The organism is Kitasatospora sp. NPDC005751, assembly GCF_040630835.1.
Taxonomy (GTDB): Bacteria; Actinomycetota; Actinomycetes; order Streptomycetales; family Streptomycetaceae; genus Kitasatospora.
Genome location: NZ_JBEXYC010000011.1, coordinates 109,917 through 135,561 on the forward strand (window position 1 = coordinate 109,917; position 25,645 = coordinate 135,561).

17 protein-coding genes, 2 tRNA genes and 1 pseudogene are annotated in these 25,645 nt (G+C 73.9%); 10 read left to right on the top strand and 10 right to left on the bottom strand.

The window, feature by feature from the left end; all coding sequences use genetic code 11:
- Positions 1-397: 397 nt before the first annotated feature.
- Positions 398-823 (bottom strand): OsmC family peroxiredoxin, encoded by a 426-nt coding sequence (locus ABZ497_RS14010; RefSeq protein WP_352295645.1) that lies wholly within the window; start codon positions 821-823, stop codon positions 398-400.
- A 326-nt stretch (positions 824-1,149) separates the two neighbouring features.
- Between ABZ497_RS14010 and ABZ497_RS14015 the strand changes: the two genes are divergently transcribed.
- Together ABZ497_RS14015 and lepB are read left to right on the top strand one after the other, a co-directional pair.
- Complete coding sequence (locus tag ABZ497_RS14015) at positions 1,150-1,485, top strand: chorismate mutase (RefSeq protein ID WP_329487784.1); 336 nt, start codon at positions 1,150-1,152, stop codon at positions 1,483-1,485.
- A gap of 208 nt (positions 1,486-1,693) precedes the next feature.
- Positions 1,694-2,518, top strand: a complete 825-nt coding sequence (lepB, locus tag ABZ497_RS14020; protein WP_359805009.1) for a signal peptidase I — start codon at positions 1,694-1,696, stop codon at positions 2,516-2,518.
- On the opposite strand, the gene ABZ497_RS14025 is transcribed toward lepB, so the two are convergent.
- The 3 genes from ABZ497_RS14025 to ABZ497_RS14035 all read right to left on the bottom strand — a co-directional run bounded on the left by ABZ497_RS14025 (position 2,481) and on the right by ABZ497_RS14035 (position 6,564).
- Positions 2,481-3,581, bottom strand: coding sequence for a DMT family transporter (locus ABZ497_RS14025; RefSeq protein ID WP_359805011.1), 1,101 nt, complete (start codon positions 3,579-3,581; stop codon positions 2,481-2,483). The two genes, lepB and ABZ497_RS14025, sit on opposite strands and share 38 nt — an antisense overlap.
- Positions 3,582-3,769: 188 nt before the next feature.
- The gene (locus ABZ497_RS14030) at positions 3,770-6,211 is read right to left on the bottom strand and encodes a transglycosylase domain-containing protein (protein ID WP_359805013.1); all 2,442 of its coding nucleotides are present in this window, start codon (positions 6,209-6,211) and stop codon (positions 3,770-3,772) included.
- A 279-nt stretch (positions 6,212-6,490) separates the two neighbouring features.
- Positions 6,491-6,564, bottom strand: a tRNA-Lys gene (locus tag ABZ497_RS14035).
- Positions 6,565-6,796: 232 nt separating this feature from the next.
- Between ABZ497_RS14035 and ABZ497_RS14040 the strand changes: the two genes are divergently transcribed.
- Entirely contained in the window at positions 6,797-7,672 is an 876-nt protein-coding gene (locus tag ABZ497_RS14040; protein WP_359805015.1) for an alpha/beta hydrolase, read from the top strand.
- A gap of 83 nt (positions 7,673-7,755) precedes the next feature.
- Here ABZ497_RS14040 and ABZ497_RS14045 read toward each other — a convergent pair.
- From ABZ497_RS14045 to ABZ497_RS14060, 4 genes are all read right to left on the bottom strand, one after another.
- Positions 7,756-7,829: transfer RNA gene (locus tag ABZ497_RS14045), tRNA-Lys, on the bottom strand.
- A gap of 95 nt (positions 7,830-7,924) precedes the next feature.
- Positions 7,925-10,012 (bottom strand): ABC transporter ATP-binding protein, encoded by a 2,088-nt coding sequence (locus ABZ497_RS14050; RefSeq protein ID WP_359805017.1) that lies wholly within the window; start codon positions 10,010-10,012, stop codon positions 7,925-7,927.
- The gene (locus ABZ497_RS14055; protein WP_359805019.1) at positions 10,009-11,097 is read right to left on the bottom strand and encodes an ABC transporter permease; all 1,089 of its coding nucleotides are present in this window, start codon (positions 11,095-11,097) and stop codon (positions 10,009-10,011) included. Before ABZ497_RS14055 ends, ABZ497_RS14050 begins: the two co-directional genes overlap by 4 nt.
- Positions 11,098-11,113: 16 nt before the next feature.
- A complete protein-coding gene (locus ABZ497_RS14060; RefSeq protein WP_329487777.1) occupies positions 11,114-12,094 on the bottom strand; it encodes an ABC transporter permease in 981 nt (326 codons plus the stop codon).
- Between the two features lie 318 nt (positions 12,095-12,412).
- Between ABZ497_RS14060 and ABZ497_RS14065 the strand changes: the two genes are divergently transcribed.
- Positions 12,413-14,119 carry an ABC transporter family substrate-binding protein gene (locus tag ABZ497_RS14065; protein ID WP_359805021.1) on the top strand — a complete coding sequence of 569 codons (1,707 nt, stop codon included), beginning with the start codon at positions 12,413-12,415 and terminating at the stop codon, positions 14,117-14,119.
- A gap of 558 nt (positions 14,120-14,677) precedes the next feature.
- Positions 14,678-15,892 carry a low temperature requirement protein A gene (locus tag ABZ497_RS14070; protein WP_359805023.1) on the top strand — a complete coding sequence of 405 codons (1,215 nt, stop codon included), beginning with the start codon at positions 14,678-14,680 and terminating at the stop codon, positions 15,890-15,892.
- A gap of 176 nt (positions 15,893-16,068) precedes the next feature.
- Here the strand turns inward: ABZ497_RS14070 and ABZ497_RS14075 are convergent.
- Positions 16,069-17,028, bottom strand: a pseudogene (locus ABZ497_RS14075) (LysR family transcriptional regulator); the annotation flags it as partial.
- Between the two features lie 177 nt (positions 17,029-17,205).
- Here ABZ497_RS14075 and snpA (ABZ497_RS14080) point away from each other — a divergent pair.
- The 5 genes from snpA (ABZ497_RS14080) to ABZ497_RS14100 all read left to right on the top strand — a co-directional run bounded on the left by snpA (ABZ497_RS14080) (position 17,206) and on the right by ABZ497_RS14100 (position 22,207).
- Complete coding sequence (snpA, locus tag ABZ497_RS14080; protein ID WP_352295627.1) at positions 17,206-17,853, top strand: snapalysin; 648 nt, start codon at positions 17,206-17,208, stop codon at positions 17,851-17,853.
- Between the two features lie 190 nt (positions 17,854-18,043).
- A complete protein-coding gene (gene snpA / locus ABZ497_RS14085) occupies positions 18,044-18,670 on the top strand; it encodes a snapalysin (RefSeq protein ID WP_359805025.1) in 627 nt (208 codons plus the stop codon).
- A gap of 154 nt (positions 18,671-18,824) precedes the next feature.
- Positions 18,825-19,481, top strand: a complete 657-nt coding sequence (locus ABZ497_RS14090; protein ID WP_359805027.1) for a pentapeptide repeat-containing protein — start codon at positions 18,825-18,827, stop codon at positions 19,479-19,481.
- Positions 19,482-19,655: 174 nt separating this feature from the next.
- Complete coding sequence (locus tag ABZ497_RS14095) at positions 19,656-21,728, top strand: phosphocholine-specific phospholipase C (protein WP_359805029.1); 2,073 nt, start codon at positions 19,656-19,658, stop codon at positions 21,726-21,728.
- A gap of 200 nt (positions 21,729-21,928) precedes the next feature.
- Positions 21,929-22,207 carry a hypothetical protein gene (locus ABZ497_RS14100; protein ID WP_329487770.1) on the top strand — a complete coding sequence of 93 codons (279 nt, stop codon included), beginning with the start codon at positions 21,929-21,931 and terminating at the stop codon, positions 22,205-22,207.
- An 86-nt stretch (positions 22,208-22,293) separates the two neighbouring features.
- On the opposite strand, the gene ABZ497_RS14105 is transcribed toward ABZ497_RS14100, so the two are convergent.
- Complete coding sequence (locus ABZ497_RS14105; RefSeq protein ID WP_359805031.1) at positions 22,294-25,611, bottom strand: S41 family peptidase; 3,318 nt, start codon at positions 25,609-25,611, stop codon at positions 22,294-22,296.
- Between the last annotated feature and the right edge of the window lie 34 nt (positions 25,612-25,645).

Genomic DNA, 25,645 nt, shown 5'->3' on the forward strand with positions numbered 1-25,645 from the left:
GTGTGCGTCGGCCCCCTCGTTCTGGCCCGGCACGGCATGCTCCCGTCCGCTGCTGACGCTTGATGCTGGTCAGGCCGGTCACCTGGAACTGCGGCGGCCGGCTCCCGCGCCCTGTCGAGGTCCTCACGGTCCGGTGCGCAACGCTCGCTGTGGAGCGTTCGCGTGGGGGATCCGCGTGAAGAACAGGGCGCTGCGGCCGATCATAGGACGCGGCGGCAACACGCGGTGACCGCCGCCAGGGTGATTTGCCTGCTTTCACGGCATCTGAGGTGGTACATGCAGACGCCCCCGGTACACATCACATGATGTGCGCCAGGGGCGTGTGCTCCACAAGTGCGCCCCGGGCGCTTGTCGAGCGCTGGGAGCGCGCTGCCGGGGAGCGGCGGGCGGCGGTGCGTCAGGCCAGCGTGGCCGTCAGGGTGATGGTCGTCCCGGTCAGGGCCTGGCTCACCGGGCAGTTCGCCTTGGCGTCCTCGGCGGCCTTCACGAAGCCCGCCTCGTCGAGGCCGGGCACCTCGCCGACGACGGTCAGGTGGATGCCGGTGATGCCGGTGCCGGGCTGGAAGGTGACGTCCGCCTTGGTCTGCAGCTTGGTGGGCGGGTTGCCCGCGCCGGTGAGGCCGTGCGAAAGGGCCATCGAGAAGCACGCGGAGTGCGCGCCCGCGATGAGCTCCTCCGGGCTGGTCTTGCCGTTCGGCGTCTCGGCGCGCGCCGGCCAGGAAACCGGGAACTCGCCGATGCCGGACGAGTCGAAGGTCACCAGACCCTTGCCGTCGAGCAGGCTGCCGTCCCATTCGGTGTGCGCGGTGCGAGTGGTTGCCACGATCGGTACCTCCATTACTGGGGGACTGCCGTCCCGTCACTTCCGGTCATGCCGCGCACCAGCCTACGGGCAGGCCGGGGGGCGATCACGGGTAACGCTCCAGGGCGCCGCACCCGGCGGCGGCCGGTCCGGCCGCCGGCCGGCAACGGCCCTGGCCGGGCGGCCGATCCGCGGTCCGGCCACCGGTCCGGCCGGCGTCCGGATCGTGGACGGCTGAGCCGAATGGTGCGGATGCGCGGCGAGCGCCCTGTTAGATTTGCCCGGGCCCGAGCCCCGGCCGACGGACGGTCGGGTGCCCACCCCCAGAGAGCCGCGGAGCCGCCCCGATGACGGATCACCCCACGACCCCCGAGACCGGACCGTCCGACGGGATCGACGACGCCGTCCGGGCCGAGCTGACCAGCCTGCGCGAGAGCATCGACAACATCGACGCCGCGGTGGTCCACATGCTGGCGGAGCGGTTCAAGGCGACCCAGCGGGTCGGCCGGCTCAAGGCCGAGCACAAGCTGCCCCCGGCCGATCCGGCGCGGGAGCGCGACCAGATCCGCCGCCTGCGGGAGCTGGCGGCCGGCGCCCACCTGGACCCGGTGTTCGCGGAGAAGTTCCTCACCTTCATCATCGCCGAGGTCATCCGCCACCACGAGGCCATCGCCCGCGCCTGACCGCACCGGCCCGCGCTTCCTCGCGTTCCTTCGTGTCCCTCCGCTCCTCCCCGCGTTCCGGCGCCCGTGCCGGGCGCGTCCCGGAGGCCGGCCGGCCCCCGGCGGGAGGGGTCCGCGATGTCTGGCACGGGTAAAAGCGCGATTTCGCGTGGCTTCCCGGGTGGCGTAGCGTGCAGGTTCCCCCAGCCGGAGAGGTGGAGCAGCGACGATGGCGGTGAACCTGCCCGAAACGCACGGCGATGCCGGGAGCGCTCAGGCCCCGGCCGCCGGCCCCGGACGCGGCGCCGACGGTGCTCCCGGTGGCCGGGCGGAAGCCCGCCGGGCGCGGTCGCGCAAGGCGTCGAGGGGCGGCAAGGGGCCCAGGAGCCCGAAGGCCCGCCGGTCGGGGCGCCGCCCGCGGCCCTGGTGGATCGAGATCCCGGTGATGGCCGCGGTCGGGCTGCTGGTCGCGCTGCTGATCAAGACCTGCCTGTTCCAGGTGTTCATGATCCCGTCCGGGTCCATGGAGAACACCCTGCGGATCGGCGACCGGGTCGGCGTGAACAAGCTCGCTCCGCTCACCGGCTGGGAGCCGGAGCCCGGCCAGCCGGTGGTGTTCAAGGACCCGGGCGACTGGCTGCCGCCCCAGCCGACCGACGGGAACCCGGTCACCCGGGCCGTGGGCTCGGTGCTGGGCTTCGTCGGCCTGGTGCCGCCGAAGGACGACAACTACCTGGTCAAGCGGGTCATCGCGACCGGCGGCCAGACCGTGCAGTGCTCCGGCACCACGCTGACGGTCGACGGGGCGAAGGTGGACGAGCCCTACCTCCACCCCGGCGACGACTCCTGCGCGGGGCTGGACTTCGGTCCGGTGACCGTGCCCCAGGGGTACGTCTGGGTGGAGGGCGACCACCGGAGCGACTCCGCCGACTCGCGCTACCACCAGCGGGGCCCGGGCGGCGGCGCCGTACCGGTGGACAACGTGGTCGGGCCGGTGTCGGCCGTCGTGTGGCCGCTCAGTCACCTCGACTGGTTCGGCTGGGTCGGCCGCTGACCACGGCGGTTCCCCGCTCCCCGTCGTCCGGGGCCCCGGCGGTCCGCGCCGGGCGCTCGCCGGGCGCGGTAGCCCCCGCCTCCGCCCCCGTCAGGTCGTCCGTCGGTGCCGCGACCTCCACCGGTGCCGCGGCGGGGGACGGCTTGCTCGCCTGGGCCGCGAACGCGCCTGCCAGCACCAGCAGGCCGCCGGCCGTCTGGGGCAGGCCCAGGTGCTCGCCGAGCAGGATCCAGGCCAGCACGGTGGCGACGACCGCCTCCAGGTTGGCCACCACCCCGGCGACCGGCGGCGACAGGTGCCGGACGGAGACCACCCCGGTCAGGTAGGCGAGCACGGTCGCGACCAGGACCATCCAGGCGGCCGGGAGCAGTGCGGGCAGCGAGTGCCCGTTCATCACGACCTGCCCGCCGAGCAGCCCCCAGTCGGCCTCCCAGGGGCGGGTGAGGACGGTGAGCACGACCGCGCCGATCAGCAGCCCGAAGGCACTGACGGCGATCGGGTCGACCGGGCGGTCGCCCCGGCTGCCGGCGTCGGCCAGCACGAAGTAGCCGACCTGGCAGCAGGCCGCCCCGAGGGCGAAGAGCACGCCCAGCGCGTCGAAGCCCAGGCCGTTCCAGACCTCCACCACGCAGGCCAGACCGGCCACGGCCACCCCGGCGCCGACGGCGGCGCCCCGGCTGATCGGCTTGCGCTGGACGAACTTCACGTAGCCGATGAGCAGCGGCGGTCCGAGGTACTCGATCAACAGGGCGACGCCGACCGGGATCCGGGAGATCGCCGCGAAGTAGCAGGCCTGGACGCCGGCGACGGCGAGCAGCCCGAAGCCGATCAGCAGGCCGGGCCGGCGGAGCACGGCGGCCCGGTGGCGGTAGGCCAGCGGGAGCAGGACCACGGCGGCGCCGGTCACCCGGAGCCAGACCACGTGCAGCGGTGAGAGTCCCGCCTCGATCAGCGGCTTGGCGGCGGTGCCGGAGCCGCCGAAGGCGAACGCGGAGACCAGGGCGAGGGAGAGGCCGAGAGTTCTGCCCGGAGCGTGGCCGGTCAGGGGCTTTGAGCTGTGCACCGAGGCATTGTGACAGTCATACCGCCGATTCGGTAAGGCGCCATTTCGTCATTTGGTCCTGCACTGAACTGTGCGCAGTGGCGGGGTCCGCCACGGTGGCCGCCCTGCCCGCGGGAACGCGGAACGGGCCCGGAGCGGAGCCGGGTGGCTCCGCTCCGGGCCCGTCGGACGACGACGCCCGCGGCCGGCTACTGCCCGGTGCCCGCGCCGGCCCCCGCCGGCGACCCCGCGCCCGTGCCCGAACCGGACCCCGTGCCCGTCCCCGTCCCCGCCCCCGTGCCGCCCGAAGGCGGGGGCGCGGTGGTCGGCCCGGGGGTCGGGGCCGTGGTGGGCGCGGTGGTCGGCTGCGGCGACCGGGTGGGCCGGCCGGTCGGCTGGGAGGTCGGCTGGGAGGTCGGCTGCTGGGTCGGCTGCTGGGTCGGTGCGGTGGTCGCGCCACCGGACCGCGAGCCGTCCTGGTCCGTACCGGCGGAGCCGCCCGGGCCGCCCGGCGTGCCGGTCGGGCCGGAGCCGTTGCCCGCGCCGCCGGTCGTCCCGCCGGTCGCGCCGCTCCCCGGCGTGGCCGACGGCGAGGCCGACCCGGACGGCGACGGCGAGCTGTCGGCGGTGCCGGCCGTGCCGCCGCCGCCCGACCAGTCCTTGCCCGAGGGCTCGGCGAAGTCGGTGACCGGCTGCCCCTTGAGCGCGGCCTTCATGTAGCTCGTCCAGATCTGCGCGGGGTACTGGCCGCCCGCCGCGCCGTCGATCCCGCCGGTACCGCTGAGGCTGACCTGGGCGCCGCTGCCCGGGTCCTGGCCGAACAGCGCCACCGAGGTCACCAGCTCGGGGGTGTACCCGACGAACCAGACCGACTTCTGGTCGTCCGTCGTCCCGGTCTTGCCGGCGACCGGGCGGCCCAGCGACTTCGCCCGCCAGCCGGTGCCGCCCGGGTCGCTGACGACGCCCTCCAGCATCGAGGTCACCTGGCGCGCGGTCTCCTCGCCGACCGCCTGGGTGGTCTTGTGGGCCGGCAGCGCGAGCGCCTCGCCCTCGCGGTCCACCGACTGCACCAGCCACGGGGTGATCTGCTTGCCGCCGTTGTCCAGAGTGGCGTACACGCCGGCCATGTCGAGCACGCTCGGGGTGGCGGCGCCGAGCGGGATGGACGGCACCGGGTCGAGCCCGGGGGTGTTGCTGGGCAGGCCGAGCGCGACGGCGGTGTCGCGGACCTTCTGCAGGCCGGTGTCCTGGGCGAGCTGGGCGAACACCGAGTTCACCGACCAGTCGGTGGCCTGCTGCAGGGTGACCTGGCCGTAGCTCTTGTCGCCCTCGTTCGGCGGCGCGTACGGGGTGCCCTTGCCGCCGCGGACCTTGCGCCCGCTGGTGCCGTCGTAGACGGTGCGCGGGGTGACGGTCTGGCCGGACTGGGTCTTGGCGCCGTTCTCCAGGGCCGCCGCCAGGGCGATCGCCTTGAAGGTGGACCCGGCCTGGTAGTCCCGGCGGGTGGCGTTGTCCACGTAGTGCTTGGTGTAGTCGACGCCGCCGTAGAGGGCGACCACGGCACCGGTCCTCGGGTCGACGGAGACGGCGCCGGCCTGGGCGTTCGCGTCCTTCTTCCGCTTGTCCGGGTCGAGGGTGTCGTGCAGCTGCGCCTGGACCGAGTCCTGGAGGGCCTGCTGGCGCGCCGGGTCGACGCTCAGCTTGATGGTGTAGCCGCCCTTGGCCAGCTCGGACTCGGTGATGACGTTGTTGGCGGTGAGGTACTCGGTCGCCGCGTTGACCAGGTAGCCGGCCTGACCGGAGAGGCCGAGCTGGGCCTGCGGGCCCTTGACGTCGGGGAAGGCGGTGGCGGCCCGCTCCTCGGCGGAGAGCCAGCCCTCCTTCACCATGCCGTCCAGGACGTAGTTCCAGCGGTTGACCGCGTTCTGCTTGCCGGCCGGGGTGGCGGTGGCCACGTCGTAGGCGCTCGGGGCGTTCAGCAGGGCGGCCAGGTAGGCGCCCTGCGCCGGGTCGAGCGCGGCGGCGTCGACACCGAAGTACTGCTGGGCGGCGGCCTGGATCCCGTAGGCGCCGCGCCCGTAGTACGAGGTGTTGAGGTAGCCGGACAGGACGGCGTCCTTGGTCTCGGTGGCGTCCACCTTGATCGCTATGAAGAGTTCCTTCACCTTCCGGGTGACGGACTGCTTCTGGTTCAGGTAGGTGTTCTTCACGTACTGCTGGGTGATCGTCGAGCCGCCCTGGGTGCCCTCGCCCTTGGCCGTGTTGACGGCGGCGCGGACCAGACCGGACACGTTGACGGCGCCCTCGTGGTAGAAGTTGCGGTCCTCGGCGGCCAGCGCGGCGTGCTGGGCGGCGGGGGAGACCTTGTCCAGGCCGACGTTCTGCCGGTTGGTCTGGCCGGTCCGGGCGACCACCGAGCCGTCCTGGTAGAGCCAGGTGTTGCTCTGGGCGGTCGCGGCGGCGTGCGCGTCCGGCACCTTCACCAGGGCGATGCCCAGGGCGAACAGGCCGACGCCGAGCAGCAGCGCGGCCGCGAGGCCGAGCAGGCTCATCCGCCAGGTCGGGATCAGCCGGCGCCAGCCGGTGCGCTTCGGGCGGCGCGGCCTGCGGCCGCCGGCCGGACCCTCCGGCGAGCGCTTCAGGCGCTCCACCGGGCGGAGCCCGAGGGACGGCGTGCGTCGGCCGCTCCGGGTGTTTGGGGACAAAGCGGCAGCCTTTCCTGCGGGCGAACCGTGCGGCCAGCACAAAACGGGAATGTCGACGGTTGGGGACGTTTGCCCCCGTTTCCGGTGTACAGCCCAGGACGTGCCGAGCGGGCCGGTTGGCTCCGCCGAAGCGGCAAGCGAGACCGACATCACACGCAAAACGGACGTCGAAGGGCAAAAAATCAGGGAGCCTCTCGCGACCGCGAGAGGCTCCCCAAGTGTCTGTGCGCCGCCAGGGACTCGAACCCCGGACCCGCTGATTAAGAGTCAGCTGCTCTAACCAACTGAGCTAGCGGCGCCTGCTGACCTGGAGAACAATACACGGTCCGGCCGGGTGCCCCGAACCACCGGGGGCGAAGGACCCGTCCACCCCCGGCACGGCGCCCGTTTCCGCCCGGTTGGGGCGGATTTTGTGCCCGGCTAGGCTGGGAACGTGCCCAGCTCCCACCCCGGCCGCCGGGGGACACGGCTCGCCCTCGCCGCCCTCGCCGCGCTGCCGCTCCGGTCGGCGGGCGAGGGGGTGGAACCGCGATGACCGGACCGGAGGCCCGCGGCTCCGCGATGTTCCTGCGGATCGACGGGACGCCCCTGCACGTGCGCACCGAGGGCGGCGGACCGGTCTGCCTGCTCACCGGGGGGCTGGGCAGCAGCTGGTTCGACTGGGACCTCGTGGTGCCTTTCCTCACCCCCTACCGGACGGTGGTCCGCTTCGACCGGCCCGGGTACGGGCTGAGCGCCTCCGAGCCCGCCAGCCGGCCCGCCCCGACGGCGGCGGGGGAGGCGGCCCGCATCCGGGGCGTGCTGGACGCGCTCGGACTGCGCGAGCCGTGCACGGTGGCGGGCCACTCGCTGGCGGGGTTCCACGTCGAGGCCTTCGCGCGGCTCCACCCGGGCCGGACGGCCGGACTGGTCCTGCTGGACGGCAGCGTCGAGCCGGACCCGCGGCCGCTGCCGGCCCCGAGGCTGCGCGACCTGGCGGCCCGCGCGGTCGCGGGCGCGGCCACGGCCGTCGCGGCGCCGTACCTGCTCGGGCCCACCGTGCGCGGGCTGGTCGCCCGGGCGACCACCGTCCGCCACGAGGACCTCGCCCCGGCGCCGCTGGTCCGGCACTGCTACCGGACCGGGCGCGCCCTGCGCGCCCTGCTCCGGGAGAACGCGTGCTACCTCGACATGGCCGCCGAACTGGACGAACTGCGGGGCACCGCACCGCTGCCGCCCGGACTGCCGGTCACCGTGCTCGCCGCCGACGACGGGTGCCGCGGCAGCCGCACCCGGGCCCGGCTGGCCGAGCAGCGCGGTCTCGCCGCGCTGCTCGGGGGCGACTTCCGCAGCACGGCCCCGGCCGGGCACCTGCTGATGTTCGACCGCCCGGACGCGGTGGCCTCGGCGATCCTGGACACCCGCTGAGCCCCGCGCCGGAGCCTCCCGGCGCAGGCCCCGGAAACGCCTCAGGCCGCCCACCGGAGTGGACGGCCTGAGACCTTGCCATGTGCGCCGCCAGGGACTCGAACCCCGGACCCGCTGATTAAGAGTCAGCTGCTCTAACCAACTGAGCTAGCGGCGCCTGCTGACCCGCACGACATTACACGGAGTCCGGCCGATCTGCCGAATCGAGACGATCCGGTCACGCCCGGTGACGGTCGGCGCCGCCGGGTGCCACTACTCCGGGTAGTGGCAGGCCGCCTGGTGGTCCAGGCCCGGCCCGGGGCCGGTCAGCGGCGGGGCCTCGGCCTCGCAGCGCTTCCGCGCCGCGGCTTCGAGCCCGGCGTAGACGGGGCAGCGGGTGCGGAACGGGCAGCCGGTGCGCCGCGCGGTCGGCGAGGGCGGGTCGCCGGCCAGCAGGATGCGGCTGCGGGCCCGCTCGGCGGCCGGGTCCGGCAGTGGCACGGCGGAGAGCAGCGCCCGGGTGTACGGGTGCCGGGGCCGCTCGAAGACGGCGGAGACCTCGCCCTGTTCGACGGTCCGCCCGAGGTACATCACGCTCACCCGGTCCGCGAGGTGCCGGATCACCGACAGGTCGTGCGAGACGAAGAGGTAGGACAGGCCCAGCTCGGCCTTGAGCGACTGGAGCAGGTTGAGCACCCCGGCCTGGATGGAGACGTCCAGCGCGGAGACCGGTTCGTCCAGCACCAGCAGCTTCGGCCGGACGGCCAGGGCCCGGGCGATCGAGATCCGCTGGCGCTGTCCGCCGGAGAACTGGTGCGGGTAGCGGACGGCGTGCGCCGGATCCAGGCCGACCTGCCGCAGCAGTCCGGGCACCCGGCGGCCGATCTCCGCACGGTCGGTGCCCTGGGCCCGCAGCGGTTCGGCGACGATGTCACCGATCGGCATCCGGGGGTCGAGGCTGGCCATCGGGTCCTGGAAGACGATCTGCAGGTGGGACCGCATCCGGTGGGCGGCCGAGCGGGAGAGCCCGGCGGTGTCCTGCCCGAGTAGCTCGATCCGGCCCGACTCCGGCTTCGCGAGCCGCAGCAGTTCGAACAGGGTGGTGGACTTCCCGGAGCCGGACTCGCCGACCAGGCCGAGCGTCTCGCCCTGCCGGATGTCCAGCTCGACCCCGTCCACGGCGTAGACCTCGCCGATCCGGCGCTTGAAGACGGTGCCCTTGAGCAGCGGGAACGTCTTGGTGAGGCCGCTGACGGAGAGCACCGCCGGGCGCTCCCCGCGCGGCCCGGACACGGCGGCCGCGGCCGGTGGCACCGGCGGTACGGGGTAGACCTCGGCGGGCGCGGGCCGGCGTTCGGCCAGTTCCCCGGCCCGCACGCAGGCGGCCAGGTGCGCCTCCTCGGCACTCCCGCCGGACGCCGCCGGTCCGCCCAGGTCCGGTTCCGCCGTCCGGCACCGCTCCTCGGCCAGCGGGCAGCGCGCGGCGAACGGGCAGCCGGGCGGCAGTTCGGCCATCGGCGCGGGGGCGCCGGGGATCGGCACCAGCGGTCCGCCCCGGCCGTCCAGCCTCGGCACCGCGCCGATCAGGCCCAGCGTGTAGGGGTGGCGGGGCGCGGCGAAGAGTTCGTCCACGCCGGCCGTCTCGACCACCCGGCCCGCGTACATCACGGCGACCCGGTCGGCCATCCCGGCGATCACTCCGAGGTCGTGGCTGACCAGGACGAGCGCGGCGCCGGTCTCGCGCTGGGCGGTGCGCAGGACGTCGAGCACCTGGGCCTGGATGGTGACGTCCAGGGCGGTGGTGGGCTCGTCGGCGAGCAGGATGTCGGGGTCGTTGGCGATGGCCATGGCGATCATCGCGCGCTGGCGCATCCCGCCGGAGAACTCGTGCGGGAAGCTGTCCAGCGCGCGGTCCGGGGCCGGGATGCCGACCAGGTCGAGCAGTTCGGCGGCCCGTTCGCGGGCGGCCTGCTTGTCGAGGCGCTGGTGGATCCGGAGCGCCTCGACGATCTGGTCGCCGATCCGGTAGACGGGCGTGAAGGCGGAGAGCGGGTCCTGGAAGACCATGGCGACCCGGCTGCCGCGGATGGCGGCGAGCTCACGTCCTGGCAGGCCGACCAGCTCCCTGCCGTCCAGGGCCACCGAGCCCCGGACCCGGGCGGTGCCCGGCAGCAGTCCGAGCACGGCCAGGGCGGTCACGGACTTGCCGGAGCCGGACTCGCCGACGATGCCCAGGGTCTCGCCTCGGCGCAGGCTGAGGTCGACGCCGCGGACGGCGGGGACGGTGGCGCCGCGCGGTCCGGTGAAGTCGACCCGCAGGTCGCGGACGGCCAGCAGCGGGGTCTCGACGGTGGTGGTCACGTTCTTCCGCGCTTCCTACGAGTCCTACGAGGGGTCCGGGCGACCTCGGTGGTCGGGTCGAGGGCGTCGCGCAACCCGTCCCCGATCAGGTTGACGGCCAGGACGAAGAGCACCAGCAGCCCGGCGGCGAAGTAGAACAGCCAGGGGAACACCGGGGCGTCGCTGGTCCCGGCGGCGAGCAGGGTGCCGAGCGAGACGTCGGGGGCCTTCACGCCGAAGCCGAAGTAGGAGAGCGCGGTCTCGCTCATCACGGCGCCGCCGACCGCGATGGTGGCGTCGATGATGAGGAAGGAGGCGACGTTCGGCAGGACGTGCCGGGTGATGACGCGCAGCGGCCGTACCCCCATGAACTGTGCGGCGCGGACGAATTCGCGCTCGCGCAGCGAGATGGTCATCGAGCGGACCACCCGGGCGGTGATCATCCAGTTGAAGAGGGCGAGCAGCAGCACGAAGGCGAGCCAGCCGGTGCCCTTCAGCCGGGGCGAGATGATCGTGATGATCAGGAAGCTGGGGAAGACCAGCATCAGGTCGACCAGGAACATCAGCACCCGGTCGGTCCAGCCGCCGAAGTACCCGGCGCAGGCACCGACCAGGGAGGCCAGCACGGTCGAGAAGAGCGCCACCAGCAGGCCGATCACCAGGGACTTCTGCAGTCCGCGGACGGTCTGCGCGAAGACGTCCTGGCCGACCCCGTTGGTGCCGAACCAGTGGCTGCCGGAGGGGGGTTGGCGCAGGGCGGTGTAGTCGGGGGTGGCGTAGTCCCAGGGGGTGAGGTACTGGCCGCCGAAGGCGAGCGCGAACAGCAGCAGGACGACGACGGTGCCGGCCACCGCCCAGCGGGCGGCGAGCAGCCGGGCCAGGACGAGCCGGCCGCGGCCGGCCGCCGCGGGGGCGCCGACGGGCGGGGCGGCGACGCCCGGTGCGGCCGCGACGGCGGGTAGGTCGAGCGCGCCCGGGGCGCCCGCGACGAGCGGCAGCACGGGTGCGGCCGGTGCGGCGGGTGCGGCGGGCGGAGCGGGTACGGCGGAACCGGTGGACCGGGCGGGCTCGGCGGGCTCGGCGGGTTCCGTGGTGACGGCGGTCATGGCGGCTCTCCTCCGGTCAGGACCGCACGCGCGGGTCGAGGGCGGCGTGCAGGGTGTCGGCGAGGAAGCCGGAGGCGAGCACCACCACCGCGGCGAACAGGTTCACGGCGACGACCGAGTTGACGTCCTGTTCGTTGATGGACTGGATGAACCACTCGCCCATCCCGTGCCAGCCGAAGATGGTCTCGGTGAAGGCGGCGCCGGTGAAGATGCCCAGGAAGCTGTAGGCGAACATCGTCGACATCGGGATCACCGCCGTCCGCAGCCCGTGCTTGACCAGGGCGCGGCCGCGGGTGAGGCCCTTGGCCTCGGCGGTGCGCAGGTAGTCGGAGCCGAGCACGTCGAGCATGGTGCCGCGCTGGTAGCGGCTGTAGGTGGCGAGGCCGCCGAGCGCCAGCGAGAGGGTGGGCAGCAGCAGGTGCAGCGCCCAGTCGCCGAGGTGGGCGCCGATCCCGCCGGCCAGCCCGGGGGTCTCGTAGCCGGTGAAGGGGATCACCTCGTGGCCGGCGACGTCCTTGGCGGCGATGGCGCCGTTCTTGAGGAAGAGCGCGACCAGGAAGACCGGGGTGGAGAGCATCACGAAGGAGAAGACGGTGAGCAGCCGGTCGGATATCCGGTACTGGCGCACCGCGCTCCAGGCCCCGGCGGCCACGCCCAGGGCCATCCCGAGCAGGCTGCCGATGAGCAGCAGGCGCAGTGACACCCAGATCCGCCGGCCGAAGTCGTCCGCCACCGGGGTGTCGTGGATGGTGCGCCCGAGGTCCCCGTGGAGCAGGTCGCCGGCCCAGCGGCCGAAGCGCTCGACGACGGGGGTGCGGTCGTTCAGGTTGAGGTCGGTGAGCTGGCGCTCGACCGAGGCGGCGGCCGGTCGCGGCACCTTGGCCTCGAAGTAGGCGCGCGGCTGGAGGGCGGCGGCGGACAGCGCGTACGCCAGGAACACGGCGGCTATCAGCAGCACCGCGTAGTAGCTGAGCCGCTTCGCCAGGTAGCGGAGCATCAGCGGCCGCCCGGGGTGGGGGCGGGGCCGACGCGTGGGGTGGGCATCGGTGGGTGGCCTTCGGTCGGTGGCCCTGGTGGAGCCGTCGGGGAATGTCCAGGTCAGGAGTGTTGCACCGGCTCAAGGCCGGGGTGTTGCGGCAGTGTTGCCGTCCGTTTCGTTTGGATCAGGTGTGAACTCCGCCCCCTGGTACTCGTGCTGATCGGCTGTTACGTTCGCTCCGCCGGCACCGACTTGGCTGCCCACGCTCAAGCTTCGCCACACCTCGCGACGCTCAACCCTCACCAACCTGATGGATTTCACCCGGGGGGAACCCTCATGGACGCTTCCACCACGCCCGTACGCCGTGCCGGCCGGGCCGCCGTGCTCGCCCTGGCCGTCGCGCTGGCCGCCACCGCGTGCAGTTCGGGCGGCGGTGGGTCGGCCGACAAGGTGGCCAAGAGCGAGCCCCCGAGACAGGGCGCGATCGACGTCAACGCCAAGTCGCCGGACCAGCTGCGCGACGGCGGGGAGGTCCGGTTCCCGCTCTACCAGTGGATCACCCAGTGGAACCCGTTCCAGGTGGACGGCCGCTACGGGGACGCGGTCGAGATCATGCGGGCCCTGGAGCCGAACCTCTTCACCACGGACGAGACCGGCACCTTCAAGCCGGCCCCCGACTACCTGGTGGACGCCAAGGTCACCTCGACCTCGCCGCAGGTCGTCACCTACAAGTTGAACCCGAAGGCCAAGTGGTCGGACGGCAAGCCGCTCGGCTACCTGGACTTCAAGGCGGACTGGGAGGCCAGCGGGGGCAAGAAGGACGGCTACAACATCGCCGACTCCTCCGGCTACGAGCTGATCTCCGGGATCGAGCAGGGCGCCGACGCCTCCGAGGTCAAGGTGAGCTTCTCGGAGCCGTACGCGGACTGGCAGAACCTGTTCCGCCCGCTGATCCCGGCAGCCGGGATCAGCACGGCCGACGACTTCAACAAGGGCTGGGTCGAGAGGATCCCGATCACCGCCGGCGCGTTGAAGATCGGTACGGCGGACAAGACCGCGCAGACCATCACGCTGGTCCCGGACCCGGCCTGGTGGGGGAACAAGCCCAAGGCCGAGAAGATCACCTTCCGGGTGATGTCCCAGTCGGCGACCACCCAGGCGTTCCTGAACAACGAGATCGACTTCGCCACGGCGGGCACCGCCACCGCGTACGGGCAGCTCAAGGACGCCAAGGACGCGGTGATCCGGACCGCCAGCCCGTGGGACGAGGTGCACATCTCGTTCGGCGGCGGCGGCCCGCTGGCGGACCAGAAGGTGCGCCAGGCGCTCGGCAAGGCACTGGACCGCCCCTCGCTGATCAAGATCGCCAACAACGGCGTGCCGGTGGAGTTCAAGCCGCTGGGCAACCACATCTTCATGCCCAACCAGGCCGGCTACCAGGACAACTCGGGCGAGTGGGCCAAGTTCGACCTGGCCGCCGCCAAGAAGGCGCTGGACGAGGCGGGCTGGAAGGAGGCCGGCAGCGGACAGCCGCGCACCAAGGACGGCCAGCCGCTGACCCTGCACTGGGTGCTCACCGACGCCGCTCCGCAGGCCCAGCTCGACCTGGCCACCGCGGCCCAGTCGATGTGGCTGGCGGCCGGTGTGAAGGTCGAGCTCGACAAGGTCCCGAGCAACGACTTCTTCACCAAGTACGTCAACCCGGGCAAGTTCTCCATCGCCAGCTGGCGCAACACCGACTCGTTCCCGCTCTCCAGCAGCCTCAGCAACTTCCGCCTGCCGCAGGGCGACAACGTCTTCGGCAACTACTCCAAGCTCGGCACGCCCGAGATCGACGGGCTGCTCAAGAAGGCGGCCGGCACCATCGACCCGGTGGAGGCCGCGAAGCTGTACAACCAGGCGGACGCCAAGATCTGGGAGCTCGGCCACACCGTCGAGCTGTACCAGCGGCCGACGGTCGTCGCGAGCCGCAAGGGCCTGGCGAACTACGGCGCGTTCGGCCTGGCGGGCGTCGACTACACCACGGTGGGCTGGGAGAAGTAGCGGCCGCCACCGCGGCGGTGGTGGCGCCGGCGGCACGGCTGGCGTCGACGGCACGGCGGGCGCTGGCGAGCAGCGCGGTGATCACGAGGCCGGTGGCGCGGACACGGGTGGAACGGCTCTGCCGCCCCCGCTGTCCTGCCACCGGTCTTGACCTTCCGCGATGCCCGCAGGCACCCGTGTCGTGGGGTCCGTCCGGACCCGCGCGCCTCCAACCGAGGAAAATCTAGCGGGGAGATCCGGGTGGCCGGGCCGTCCGGCGGGGGCGCGCCGGAAACCCGTCGTGCTGTCACCCGGTTCGCGCACCGCGTCGTCAACTCTCGCTGACGGCAAGGCAGAACGGACCTGGGCGCCCGGAGCGGCGCGGTGCGGGAGCGGCGTGCGGGCGTACCGGACGCGGGTCGACGTGGCGCGCCCGGGGGGTCCGAGCGGTCTCCCGCGCGGGCGTGGGGGCGCTCCGGCCGGGCGCGGGGCGGCCGCGCCGGTGCGTGCGCCGGGCCCGGGCCGCTGCCAGGATGCGGCGGGTACAGCCCGCCCGCCCCGGAGCCCGGAGACCCGTAGATGACCAGCGATCCCGCCGCAGCACCCCGCCCGCACCACGTCGACCCGCGTCCGGTGCGCCGGATGGTCCCGCGCAGCCGGAACGAGCCGCACCGGGTCGCCACCCCGCTGGAGCTCTTCTTCGACCTCTGCTTCGTGGTCGCGGTCGGCCAGGCCGGTCGGGAGCTCGCCCACGACCTGGCCGCCGGCCACTACGGGGACGGCCTGCGCGGGTACGTCTTCGCCTTCTTCGCGATCTGGTGGGCCTGGATGAACTTCACCTGGTTCGCCTCCGCCTACGACTGCGACGACGTCCCCTACCGGGTCACGACGCTGGTCCAGATCGCCGGGGTGCTGATCCTCGCCGCCGGGGTGCCCCGGATGTTCGCCGAGCAGGACCTGGTGCTGTCGGTCGTCGGCTACGTGGTGATGCGGCTGGCGATGGTCACCCAGTGGCTGCGCGCGGCGGCCGGCGAGGAGGGGCAGGCCCGCGGGGTGGCACTGCGCTACGCGGCCGGCATCACGCTCTGCCAGCTCGCCTGGGTGGTGATGCTGCTGCTGCCGCACGACGCCCGCGCGTACGTGATCCCGATCGGCATCGCGGCCGAGCTGTCCGTGCCGGTGATCGCCGAACTGCGGCTCCGGACCAGCTGGCACCCGCACCACATCGCGGAGCGGTACGGCCTGTTCACCCTGATCGTGCTCGGCGAGACGGTGGCGGCGGCGACCGTGGCGGTGCAGTCGGCGGTGGACGAGCACGAGGGGCTGGCCCGGCTGCTGCCGGTGGCCGGCGGCGGTCTGCTGATCTGCTTCTCTGCCTGGTGGATCTACTTCGCCCGGCCGGTCCACGACCACCTGCGCACCAACCGGCAGGCCTTCTCCTGGGGCTACGGCCACTACCTGGTGTTCGGCTCGGCGGCGGCGATCGGCTCCGGCCTGGAGGTCGCGGTGGAGTCGGCGGTGCACAAGGCGCACGTCTCGGAGACGGTCGCCACCGCGACGGTGACCGTGCCCACCGCGATCTACCTGTTCACCGTCTGGCTGCTGCACTCGCGGCACACCAAGAGCGGGGCGGAGCAGGCCATGCTGCCCGCCGCCTCGGCGGCGGTGCTGGCGTGCACGGCGGCGGGCGGCTCCGGCGTCCTGGTGGCGGGCCTGGTGACCGCGGCCACGGTGGCGGTGGGCGTCGTGCTGCACGCGCGCAGCGACGCCCGGGCCGCCGCCGGCGCGGCCTGAGGCTCCGGCCGGCCGGGGGCGGCCGCGGCCGGGTGCCCGGCGGGGTGTCCGCCGGGGTGCCCGGGGGAGTCGCCGTGCGGGCCGCCGGTGGAGTGGCCGGTGGACTGCCCGTGGGAGTGGCCGACCAACTGCTGGAGCGCCTGGCCGTGCCGGGACAGCCAGCCGAGGTAGGTCGGACTGACCCGGGCCAGGTCCAGGTAGGCGGCCCGCAGCTCCCCGTAGAGCGCGTCCAGGGCCGGCGGGCTGAGCGCCCGCGGCCGCCAGGTGAGCAGCAGCCGGACGGCCAGCGGGTCGCCGTGCACCGGCCGGACGACGGTGCCGGGCCCGGGGGCCGAGGTCGGCTGGCAGGGGCGGACGGCCTCGCCGGAGGCGACCAGCTCGGCGGCGGTCGCGTTGTCGCGCACCTGCACCACGCGGGGGTTGAGCCCGGCCTCGCTGAACACCCGGCGCATCGCGGCGTACTCGTGGTCGGCCGTCGGGTCGACCATCCAGGTGTCCTCGGCGAGGTCGGCCAGGTGGACCACCGGGCGGGCGGCGGCCGGATGGCCCGCGGCGAGCGCGACGAACTGCGGCTCGCGGGCCATCAGGACGCGGTGCTCGGTGTCCGCCGGGACCTTCAGCGGGAAGCCCTCGCTCTCGTGCACGAAGGCGACGTCCAACTGGTCGGCGGAGACCATCCGCAGTAGGGCGTTGGCGGAGATGTCGATGTGGATGGTGGTGTCGGTCTCCGGCAGCCGGTCGTGCACCCGGCGCAGCCAGGCCGCCACCGCCCTGCTGCCCACGCTGCCGATCCGCAGCCGCCGGGCGCGCTCGCCGCTGGCGGTCTCACGGGCCTCCTGGCGGGCGGCGGCGACCAGCGCGGCCATCTCGGCGATCACCGGGCGGGCCCGGGACAGCACCGAGTGGCCGAGCGCGGTGGGCCGGCTGCCGGTCTGCTCGCGGGTGAACAGCGTGCCGCCGACGGCCCGTTCGATGCGGTGCAGCTGTGTGGTGAGGGAGGGCTGGGTCATGCCGAGCTGGAGCGCAGCCTTGCGGAGGCTGCCGCTGTCGGCAATCGCGCACAGCACCCGGAGGTGTCTCACGTCGAGCTCCACGTCGGGAGCATAACGGTCAATTCGGTGTGACGCCAGGGACATGACAGGTCGTCCGTCCGAACGCCCCCGGCTCCGCGGGTGATTGCCCGGTGCTATCGCCGGTTGACATCATCCGCCGCGCGGCCGCGCTGACCCAAGCTCTGGGGACAGCAAGCATTCATCCGATGCCCGCGACCGGCCCCCACCGGCCGCGGCGCACCCCACCATCGGAGCCCCCACATGCACCGCATTCCGCGGACGTTCTCCGCTGCCCTGGGCCTGGCGCTCGCCGCCGGCCTCGCCGCCCTGCCCGGCACCGCGACCGCCGCCCCCGCGACCGGCGCGGCCCAGCACTACACCGCCGCCGCCTCGGCGCACCCGGGCACCGGGAAGGCCGACAACCAGGCGTTCTACGAGGCCGTGATGAAGTCCGCGCGGGCGAAGCAGGCGGCCACGCCGTACCTGAAGGCCGTCGTGGTGACCTACGACGCGAGCAACGCGCCGTCCTTCGCCTCCGAGATATCCCGGAGCGCCCAGATCTGGAACGGCTCGGTCGCCAACGTCCGCCTCCAGTCCGGCGCGAACGCCGACTTCTCGTACTACGAGGGCGACGACCCGAGCAACGGCTCGTACGCCAGCACCGACGGCCACGGGTCCGGCTACATCTTCCTCGACTACACCCAGAACCAGGAGTACGACTCCACCCGGGTCACGGCGCACGAGACCGGCCACGTGCTCGGCCTGCCGGACCACTACTCGGGCCCGTGCAGCGAGCTGATGTCCGGCGGCGGCCCGGGCCCCTCCTGCACCAACCCGTACCCGAACAGCACCGAGCGCAGCCGGGTCAACTCCCTGTGGCGCAACGGTCTGAGCGCCACCACGCGCTGACCGGTCCGCGGGCCCCCGCGCCCCGCCGGTCCCTCCCGCCCCACCTCGTCGGACCGCTCCACCGCCCCACGGTGGAGCGCTCCGCCCGCCCCACCGCTCCGCCCGCTCCACCGTTCACCCGTTCACCCGTTCACCCGTTCGCCGTGGCCCACCCCCAGCGGCCCCGGCACCCGCGAACAGGAGCCCCCACATGAACCGCATCTCCCGCACGCTCTCCGCGGCCGTCGGCCTGGTGCTCGCCGCCGGCCTGGCCGCCCTGCCCACCACCGCCGTCGCCGCGCCCGCCCCGGCGGTCCAGGGCTACACGGCCACCACCGCCTACGCCGGCTCGGCCGCCGAGGACGCGAACAACCAGGCGTTCTACGAGGCCGTGATGAAGTCCGCGCTGGCCAAGCAGGCGGCCACGCCGTACCTGAAGGCCGTCGTGGTGACCTACGACGCCAGCAGCGCGCCGACCTTCCGCAACCAGATATCGCAGAGCGCCCAGATCTGGAACGGCTCGGTCACCAACGTGCAGCTGCGCTCCGGGACCAACGCCGACTTCCGCTACTACGAGGGCAACGACTCGCGCGGGTCCTACGCCAGCACCAACGGGCACGGCCAGGGCTACATCTTCCTGGACTACGCCCAGAACCGTCAGTACAACTCCACCCGGGTCACCGCGCACGAGACCGGCCACGTGCTCGGCCTGCCGGACCACTACTCGGGCCCGTGCAGCGAGCTGATGTCCGGCGGCGGCCCGGGCACCTCCTGCACCAACCCCTACCCGAACAGCACCGAGCGCAGCCGGGTCAACTCGCTCTGGCTCCGCGGCTGACCCCTCGGCCGGTCCCCGGTCGGACCGCGTGACCGCGTGACCGCGTGAACCGCCGACAGGGCCCGGCCGCTCCCCCCGAGCGGCCGGGCCCTGTCGGTGCCACGTGCGAGCATGCCGACGAGGACCAGTCCACCGACCGCGAGGTACCGCCGCCATGCCGCTCTCCGTCCCCGACCGCCTGGCCGACCTGCCGTACGCCCACCTGCTGCGCCCGCACTCCGGCCCAATGCGCAGCGACGAGCGCTACGACACCGTCCACTTCGACGGCGGCGAGTACACCGACCAGTCCGCCGGCGGCGCCACCTTCCTGGAGTGCGCCTTCACCGGAGTCGCGCTGAGCGGGGTCAGGCTGCGCCGGGCCCGCTTCAACGAGGTCTGGGCCCAGGCCGGCCGCTGGGTGGCCTGCGACCTCAGCGACACCGAGTGGCAGGACAGCGCCGTCACCGGCGGGGTGCTGGCGGGGGTGGCCGCGCACGGTTCGGCGCTGCGCCGGACGGTCTTCCGCGGCTGCAAGCTGGAGGCGGTCAACCTGCGCGCCGCCGTCCTGCGCGACGTCGTCTTCGAGGACTGCCTGCTGCGCGACGTGGACTTCGGCGACGCCAAGCTGACCGAGGTCTCCTTCCCGGGCTCCACCCTGGAGGAGGTCCGGTTCCGCGGCGCCAAGCTGACCAAGGTGGACCTTCGCGGCGCCGTCCGGTTGGGCCTGCCCGACGGCCACCAGGGCCTGCAGGGCGCCGTCATCAGCTCTCCGCAGCTCCTCGAACTGGCACCGCTGTTCGCCCAGGCCCTGGGGATCACGGTGAAGGACTGACCCGGGGCGGTGAGCCCGCCGTTCAGACCGGCGTCGCCCGGTGACGACCAGGCGAACAGTCCGCCAACCCTGCCCCGGCCCTCTGGTGGGGCGGTCCGGGCGGCGGGAGGATGCTGCGCGATCGAGCCCCAACTTGTGTGCACAACATCGCCAGTGAAGGGACGGGCTGGGCTGATGGCCGAGCTGAGTCGTAGAAAGTTCGTCGCGTTGTCCGGAGCCGCCGCGGCAGGCCTGGCCGTGGCCGGGACCACCGGTGCGGGGGCGGCGCCGGGCGCGCCCGCCGCGGCGCCGTCGGCGGCGCTGTCGCAGACCGGCACCATCGCGGACGCGAAGCACATCGTCATCCTGATGCAGGAGAACCGCAGCTTCGACCACTACTTCGGGATGCTGCGCGGCGTGCGCGGCTTCGCCGACCGCAGCGCGATCCAGATCGCCAACGGGTACAGCGTCTTCAACCAGCCCAACGGGCTCGGGCGGCAGTACCCGTGGCAGTTCAGCGCCACCAAGCCGGCCGGCGGCGCCGACCCCGAGCGCCTGGCCCAGTGCAACGGCGACCTGGCTCATGGCTGGTCCGACCAGCACCGGGCGTGGAACGGCGGCAAGATGGACTCCTGGGTCGCCGCCAAGGGCAACGTCCGCACGCTCGGGTTCCTCACCCGCCAGGACATCCCGTTCCACTACGCGCTCGCCGAGAACTGGACCATCTGCGACGCCTACTTCTGTTCCGTCCTCAGCGCCACCGGCCCCAACCGCACCTACCACTGGTCCGGTCAGATCGACCCGGACGGCGCGGCGGGCGGCCCGGCGAACGACGGCGGTGACGAGAAGGGCCTGCGCTGGCAGACCTACGCCGAGGCGCTGGAGGGCGCCGGCGTGAGCTGGAAGGTCTACCAGAACGCGGCCGACAACTACGGCGACAACGCCCTGGCCTACTTCACGGCGTTCAGCTCCGCCCCGGCCGGCAGCCCGCTCGCGGTCAAGGGCATGGGCTCCGTCCCCAAGGCGACCGGCCGGACCCCGGACGACATCGTCGCCGCACTCAGGGCCGACGCGCTGAACGGCACGCTCCCGCAGGTCTCCTGGATCGTCCCCGACCAGGGCTCCTCCGAGCACCCCTACTCGACCCCCCAGGACGGCGCGCACTTCGTCCACAACGTGATCGACGCCCTGGCCGCCGCCCCGGACGTCTTCAACTCCACCGTCCTCTTCCTCAACTACGACGAGAACGACGGCTTCTTCGACCACGTCCCGCCGCCCGCCGCGCCGGCCGGCACCCCGGGCGAGTTCTACGGCGGGACCAACATCGGCCTCGGCTTCCGCGTCCCGATGATCGCCATCTCGCCCTGGACCCGCGGCGGCTGGGTCAACTCCGAGGTCTTCGACCACACCTCGGTGCTGCGCTTCCTGGAGAAGTGGACGGCCGCCATCGGCAAGCCGGCCACCTGCCCCAACATCACCGACTGGCGCCGCCGGGTCTGCGGCGACCTCACCAGCGCCTTCGACTTCGCCAACCCGGTCTACGGCCTGCCCGCCCTGCCGAACACCGACGCGGTGATCGGCATGTCGAGCTGCGGACCGCTGCCCAACCCGGCGCCGGTCGACAACAAGCTGCCCACCCAGGAGCCCGGCACCCGTCCGGCCCGCGCCCTGCCGTACCAGCCGAACGCCAACCTGGACCGCCTGGAGTTCGGCTCCGCCGGGGCGATCAAGGTCTGGCTGAAGATGGCCAACGAGGGCGCGGTCGCCCAGAAGTCGGCGCACTTCGCGGCCTACGCCAACGCCTACCGCAGCGGCGGGCCCTGGCAGTACACCGTCGACCCGGGCGGCAACCAGAGCGACTTCTTCAACTGCGGCACCGGCTTCGGCGGCGGCCCGTACGACCTCTCGGTGGTCGGCCCCAACCGCTTCCTGCGCCGCTTCAGGGGCGATGCCACCAAGGCGGGCAAGAACGCGGCGGTCACCGCCTCGTACGCGGTCGAGCCGGGTACCGGGAAGCCGGCGCTCTACCTCAAGCTCGCCAACACCGGCACCACGGCGCTGACCTTCACCGTCACCTCGAACAACTACCGCACGGACGGCCCCTGGACGTACCAGGTGCCGGCCGGCGGCAGCGTGAGCGACTTCTTCAACGTGGTCGCCTACACCAACGGCTGGTACGACTTCACCGTCACGGTGACCGCGGACAGCTCCTGGTCGCAGCGGTTCACCGGCCATCTGGAGACCGGTACGGCCAGCGTCAGCGGCTGATCCCCGGGCGCTGGATCCAGCCACCGGATCCGGCCGCCGCCGGACTCGGCGGCCCCCGGGAGGGCGACAGTGGGTGATCCCCCGGGGGCCGTCCGCACGCGGGCTCCCGGGGGCCGGGGCCGGGCGGCCCGCAGCGGATGCGCCCGCCGGACACCGGTGTGAGAGTGGGGGCAGCCCGGAAGTCGTCCGGAGGAGGAGTCATGGGCATCTTCGACAGGTTCCGCCACAAGGCGCACGACGCCGCCGGGGAGGCCAGGTCCTCCTCACTCGGCGGGAGCCACGAACAGGACACCACCGCGATGACGGACCCCGCCCAGCGGGCCGCGCTCGCCCACGACGAGGCCGCCGACGCGTTCGGCGCCGAGACCGAACGGGCCCGCCGGGTCGGCGAGGCCCGGCAGACCCCCCGGGTCACCGAACGGGAGGCCGAGGAGCGGGCCCGCGAGGACATGACGGCCGAGGGCGATCCCTGGGACTGACGCCGACCGCTGATCGCCGACCGCTGATCGGAACGCCGTAGGGACGCGCCCGCCGGGCGCGTCCCTACGGCGTTCCCGGGCCCCGGTCAGTGCCCGCGCGGCGGCAGCGGCGGCCGCCGCAGGTTCGGCCGCGGGGTGTCGTCCGGTGGCGGGACGGCGGCCGGCGCGTCCTCCAGCAGGTCCAGCGCCAGCCGGACGGCCGTGACCAGCTCGGGGTGCTGCCCCCGGGCCCAGTCCTGCGGGGTGCGCAGCACGTGCACGTCCGGCTCCACGCCGTGGTTCTCCACCGACCAGCCGAGCCCGCCGGTGAACCAGGAGGCGTTCTTCGGCACCGAGATCTGCGTCCCGTCGCCGAGCGTGTGCCGCCCGGTCATGCCGACCACCCCGCCCCAGGTGCGGTTGCCGACCACCGGGCCGAGCCGCAGCAGCTTGATCGCGGCGATGATGACGTCGCCGTCCGAGCTGGTGGCCTCGTCGGCCAGGGCCACGATCGGTCCGCGCGGTGCGTTGCGCGGCCAGCGCACCGGCTGGCGCCCCCGGCTGAAGTCCCAGGCCAGCACCGGCCGGGTGAGCTTCTCCAGGACCAGCTCGGAGACGTTGCCGCCGGCGTTGCCGCGGACGTCCAGGACCAGCGCGGGCTTGTCCAGCTCCCGGCGGAGGTCCCGGTTGAACTGGGCCCAGCCCGAGCCGCCGAGGTCCGGGATGTGCAGGTAGCCGCACCGGCCGTCGCTGAACTCCCGGACCAGGGAGCGGCGCTTGGCCACCCAGTCCTGGTAGCGGATGGGCCGCTCGTCGGTCAGCGGGGTGACGGTGATCCGGCGGATCCCGGTGCCCCGGCCGTCCCGGCCCTCCCGGCCGCGCAGGGTCAGCTCGACGCTGGTGCCGCCGGTGCCGGCCAGCAGCGGGGCCGGACCGCGCACCCGGTCCACCGGGCGACCCGCCACCGCCAGCAGCTCGTCGCCGTCCCGGACGCCCTGGGAGGCCAGCGGGGCCCGGGCACGCGGGTCGGAGGACTCGCCGGGCAGGACGCGGTCGACCAGCCAGCGGCCGTCGGCGCAGTGGCGGGCGTTGGCGCCGAGCAGGCCGAGCGGCTGCTGGACCGGTGAGGGCCCCTCGCCGCGCCGGGACGGCGTGACGTACGCGTGCGAGGTGCCCAGCTCGCCGAGCAGTTCGCGGAGCAGGTCGGCGAAGTCGTCCGGCCCGGCGATCCGCTCCAGCAGCGGCTCGTACTGGGCGACCAGCGCGGGCCAGTCCAGCCCGGACATCCCGGCGTCCCAGAACTGGTCCCGGACGATCCGCGCCGCCTCGTGGTACGCCTGGCGCCACTCGGCGGCCGGACGCACGGTGTGGGTGATCCGCCGCAGGTCCACCGTGGTGCCGGCGGACGGCGCGGTGACCGGGACGATCCGCAGGGTGCCGGCCGAGTAGACCGCGACCGAGCCGCCGTCGCCCGAGACGGCGTAGCCGTCCAGCTTGTCGGCCAGCGTGCTGCGGGTGCCCCGGGCCAGGTCGAAGTACTCCAGCGAGGGGCGGCCGGAGGTGTCGTCCGGGTTGGTGAAGGTCTGCCCGAGGGTGCCGGAGATCGGCCAGCGCAGCCAGACCAGCCCGCCCCGCACGGCGTCGGTCGCCGAGTACTTGGAGGCGATCACCGGGAACGGCAGCAGCCGCTCGCCGATGCCCCGCGGGTCCACGTGCACGGTGCCGTCCCCGCCGCCGTCGCCGCGCGGGGCGCCGTCCTCGGCGGGGGCGGCGAACGGGGACGGGGTGTCGGCGGTGAGCGGGACGAGGTAGGGGCGGCAGCCGAGCGGGAAGGAGAGGTCGCCGGTGTGCACGTCGTGCACCGGGTCGAAGCCGCGCCAGGACAGGAAGGCCAGGTAGCGGCCGTCCCGGGTGAACACCGGCTGCTCGTCCTCGAAGCGGCCGTCGGTGATCTCGGTGATCGGCGCGGGCACGTCGGTGCGGGTCAGCCGGATCCGGCGCAGGGAGCGGCCCGCGACCGGCTGGGACCAGGCGATCCAGTGCGAGTCGGGGGAGAAGCGGGCACCGCCGACCGGCCCGTGCTCGGAGGCGGCCAGTTCGCGGACGGCGCCGTCCGCGGTGGCGACCAGCAGCAGCCGTCCGTCGGAGGCGGCGGCGGCCAGGTGGGTGCCGTCGGGGGAGGCGGTGAGCTCCAGGACGCGCCCGAGCCGGCCGGCGGCGAGCACCCGGTGCCGGTGCGTCCCCGTGCCGTCCGCCGCCGGGCCCGTGCCGTCCGCCGTGTGCGCGCCGTCCGGGCCCGCGCCGTCCGCCGCCGGGCCCGGATCGTCGCTCCCGTGCCCGGTGGCGTCGTGGCCGGGCAGCGGGACGATCTCGACCGCGTCCTCGCCCTGCGCGTCGGTGATCCAGCCCGCCTCACCGGTGTGCCCGAGCAGGACCGGCAGCCGGGTGCGCACGCCCGGGGTGTCGGCGAGCGCCCGGGCCGGGCCGTCCCGGTGGGTGAGCCAGTACTGGCTGCCCCGCACGGTGATCAGCCCGGCGCGGCCGGTGTGGTCGCAGGCCAGGTCCTTGACGTGGGAGGCGGCGCTCACCTGGTACGGCCGCCGGCCGGCCCGGGCGCCGCCCAGCGGCACCCGCAGCCGGTGCGGCGCGGGCGCGTCCAGGCCCTCCAGCACCCAGAGGTCGCCGGCGTGCTGGTAGACGATCCGGGTGCCGTCGGTGGCGGCCTCGCGGGCGTAGTAGGAGGCGTGGTCGGTGTGCCGGCGCAGGTCGGTGCCGTCGGGGCGGCAGGAGTAGAGGTTGCCGATGCCCTCGTGGTCGGAGAGGAAGGCGATCCGGTCGCCGACCGGCATGGGCGAGGCGAGGTGCCCCCGATGACCGGCCAGGACCTGCTCGCCGTCCACCCAGAGCCGGCCGGTGGCGCCGCCCCGGTAGCGCTTCCAGGCGGCCGGCTCGTGCGGCGCCGAGCCGGTGAGCAGCACGGTGTGCGCCCGGCTCAGCTGGGCGTCGCCGACCGGCCCCCAGGGCATCCGGCGGCCGGGGGAGCCGTCCGGCGGCAGCGCGTGCGCCCAGGTGTAGTGGCCGAAGGGCTCGTGGTAGGAGGTGACGGCGAGGAGTTCGCCGTCCGGCAGCCAGCCGCGCAGCCGGGTGTCCTGGCTGCCCCAGTAGCTGAGCCGGACGGCCTCGCCGCCCTCGACCGGCGCGGTCCAGATCTCGGGGGTCGGGCTCTGCCAGGCGGTCCAGGCCAGGGTGCGCCCGTCGGGGGAGATCCGGGGGTGGCTGACCCTGGTCCGGTCGCAGCTGACCCGCCAGGCACGGCCGACGGTGCCGCCGGGGGAGAGCGGGGCGATCCAGACGTCGTCCTCGGCGGTGAACGCCAGCAGGCCCCCGCGCAGGTGCGGGTAGCGGAGATAGCCGGGTGCCGTCATCTCTCCATGGTTCGACGGGGTGTTACGCGCGGCA

What these genes read in the sequence shown, in the direction of transcription:
- ABZ497_RS14015 (WP_329487784.1), top strand. Translation starts at nt 1,150, where the DNA reads ATGACGGATCACCCCACGACCCCCGAGACCGGACCGTCCGACGGGATC.
- lepB (WP_359805009.1), top strand. Translation starts at nt 1,694, where the DNA reads ATGGCGGTGAACCTGCCCGAAACGCACGGCGATGCCGGGAGCGCTCAG.
- ABZ497_RS14040 (WP_359805015.1), top strand. Translation starts at nt 6,797, where the DNA reads ATGACCGGACCGGAGGCCCGCGGCTCCGCGATGTTCCTGCGGATCGAC.
- ABZ497_RS14055 (WP_359805019.1), bottom strand. Translation starts at nt 11,097, where the DNA reads ATGACCGCCGTCACCACGGAACCCGCCGAGCCCGCCGAGCCCGCCCGG.
- ABZ497_RS14060 (WP_329487777.1), bottom strand. Translation starts at nt 12,094, where the DNA reads ATGCTCCGCTACCTGGCGAAGCGGCTCAGCTACTACGCGGTGCTGCTG.
- ABZ497_RS14065 (WP_359805021.1), top strand. Translation starts at nt 12,413, where the DNA reads ATGGACGCTTCCACCACGCCCGTACGCCGTGCCGGCCGGGCCGCCGTG.
- ABZ497_RS14070 (WP_359805023.1), top strand. Translation starts at nt 14,678, where the DNA reads ATGACCAGCGATCCCGCCGCAGCACCCCGCCCGCACCACGTCGACCCG.
- snpA (WP_352295627.1), top strand. Translation starts at nt 17,206, where the DNA reads ATGCACCGCATTCCGCGGACGTTCTCCGCTGCCCTGGGCCTGGCGCTC.
- snpA (WP_359805025.1), top strand. Translation starts at nt 18,044, where the DNA reads ATGAACCGCATCTCCCGCACGCTCTCCGCGGCCGTCGGCCTGGTGCTC.
- ABZ497_RS14090 (WP_359805027.1), top strand. Translation starts at nt 18,825, where the DNA reads ATGCCGCTCTCCGTCCCCGACCGCCTGGCCGACCTGCCGTACGCCCAC.
- ABZ497_RS14095 (WP_359805029.1), top strand. Translation starts at nt 19,656, where the DNA reads ATGGCCGAGCTGAGTCGTAGAAAGTTCGTCGCGTTGTCCGGAGCCGCC.
- ABZ497_RS14100 (WP_329487770.1), top strand. Translation starts at nt 21,929, where the DNA reads ATGGGCATCTTCGACAGGTTCCGCCACAAGGCGCACGACGCCGCCGGG.
- ABZ497_RS14105 (WP_359805031.1), bottom strand. Translation starts at nt 25,611, where the DNA reads ATGACGGCACCCGGCTATCTCCGCTACCCGCACCTGCGCGGGGGCCTG.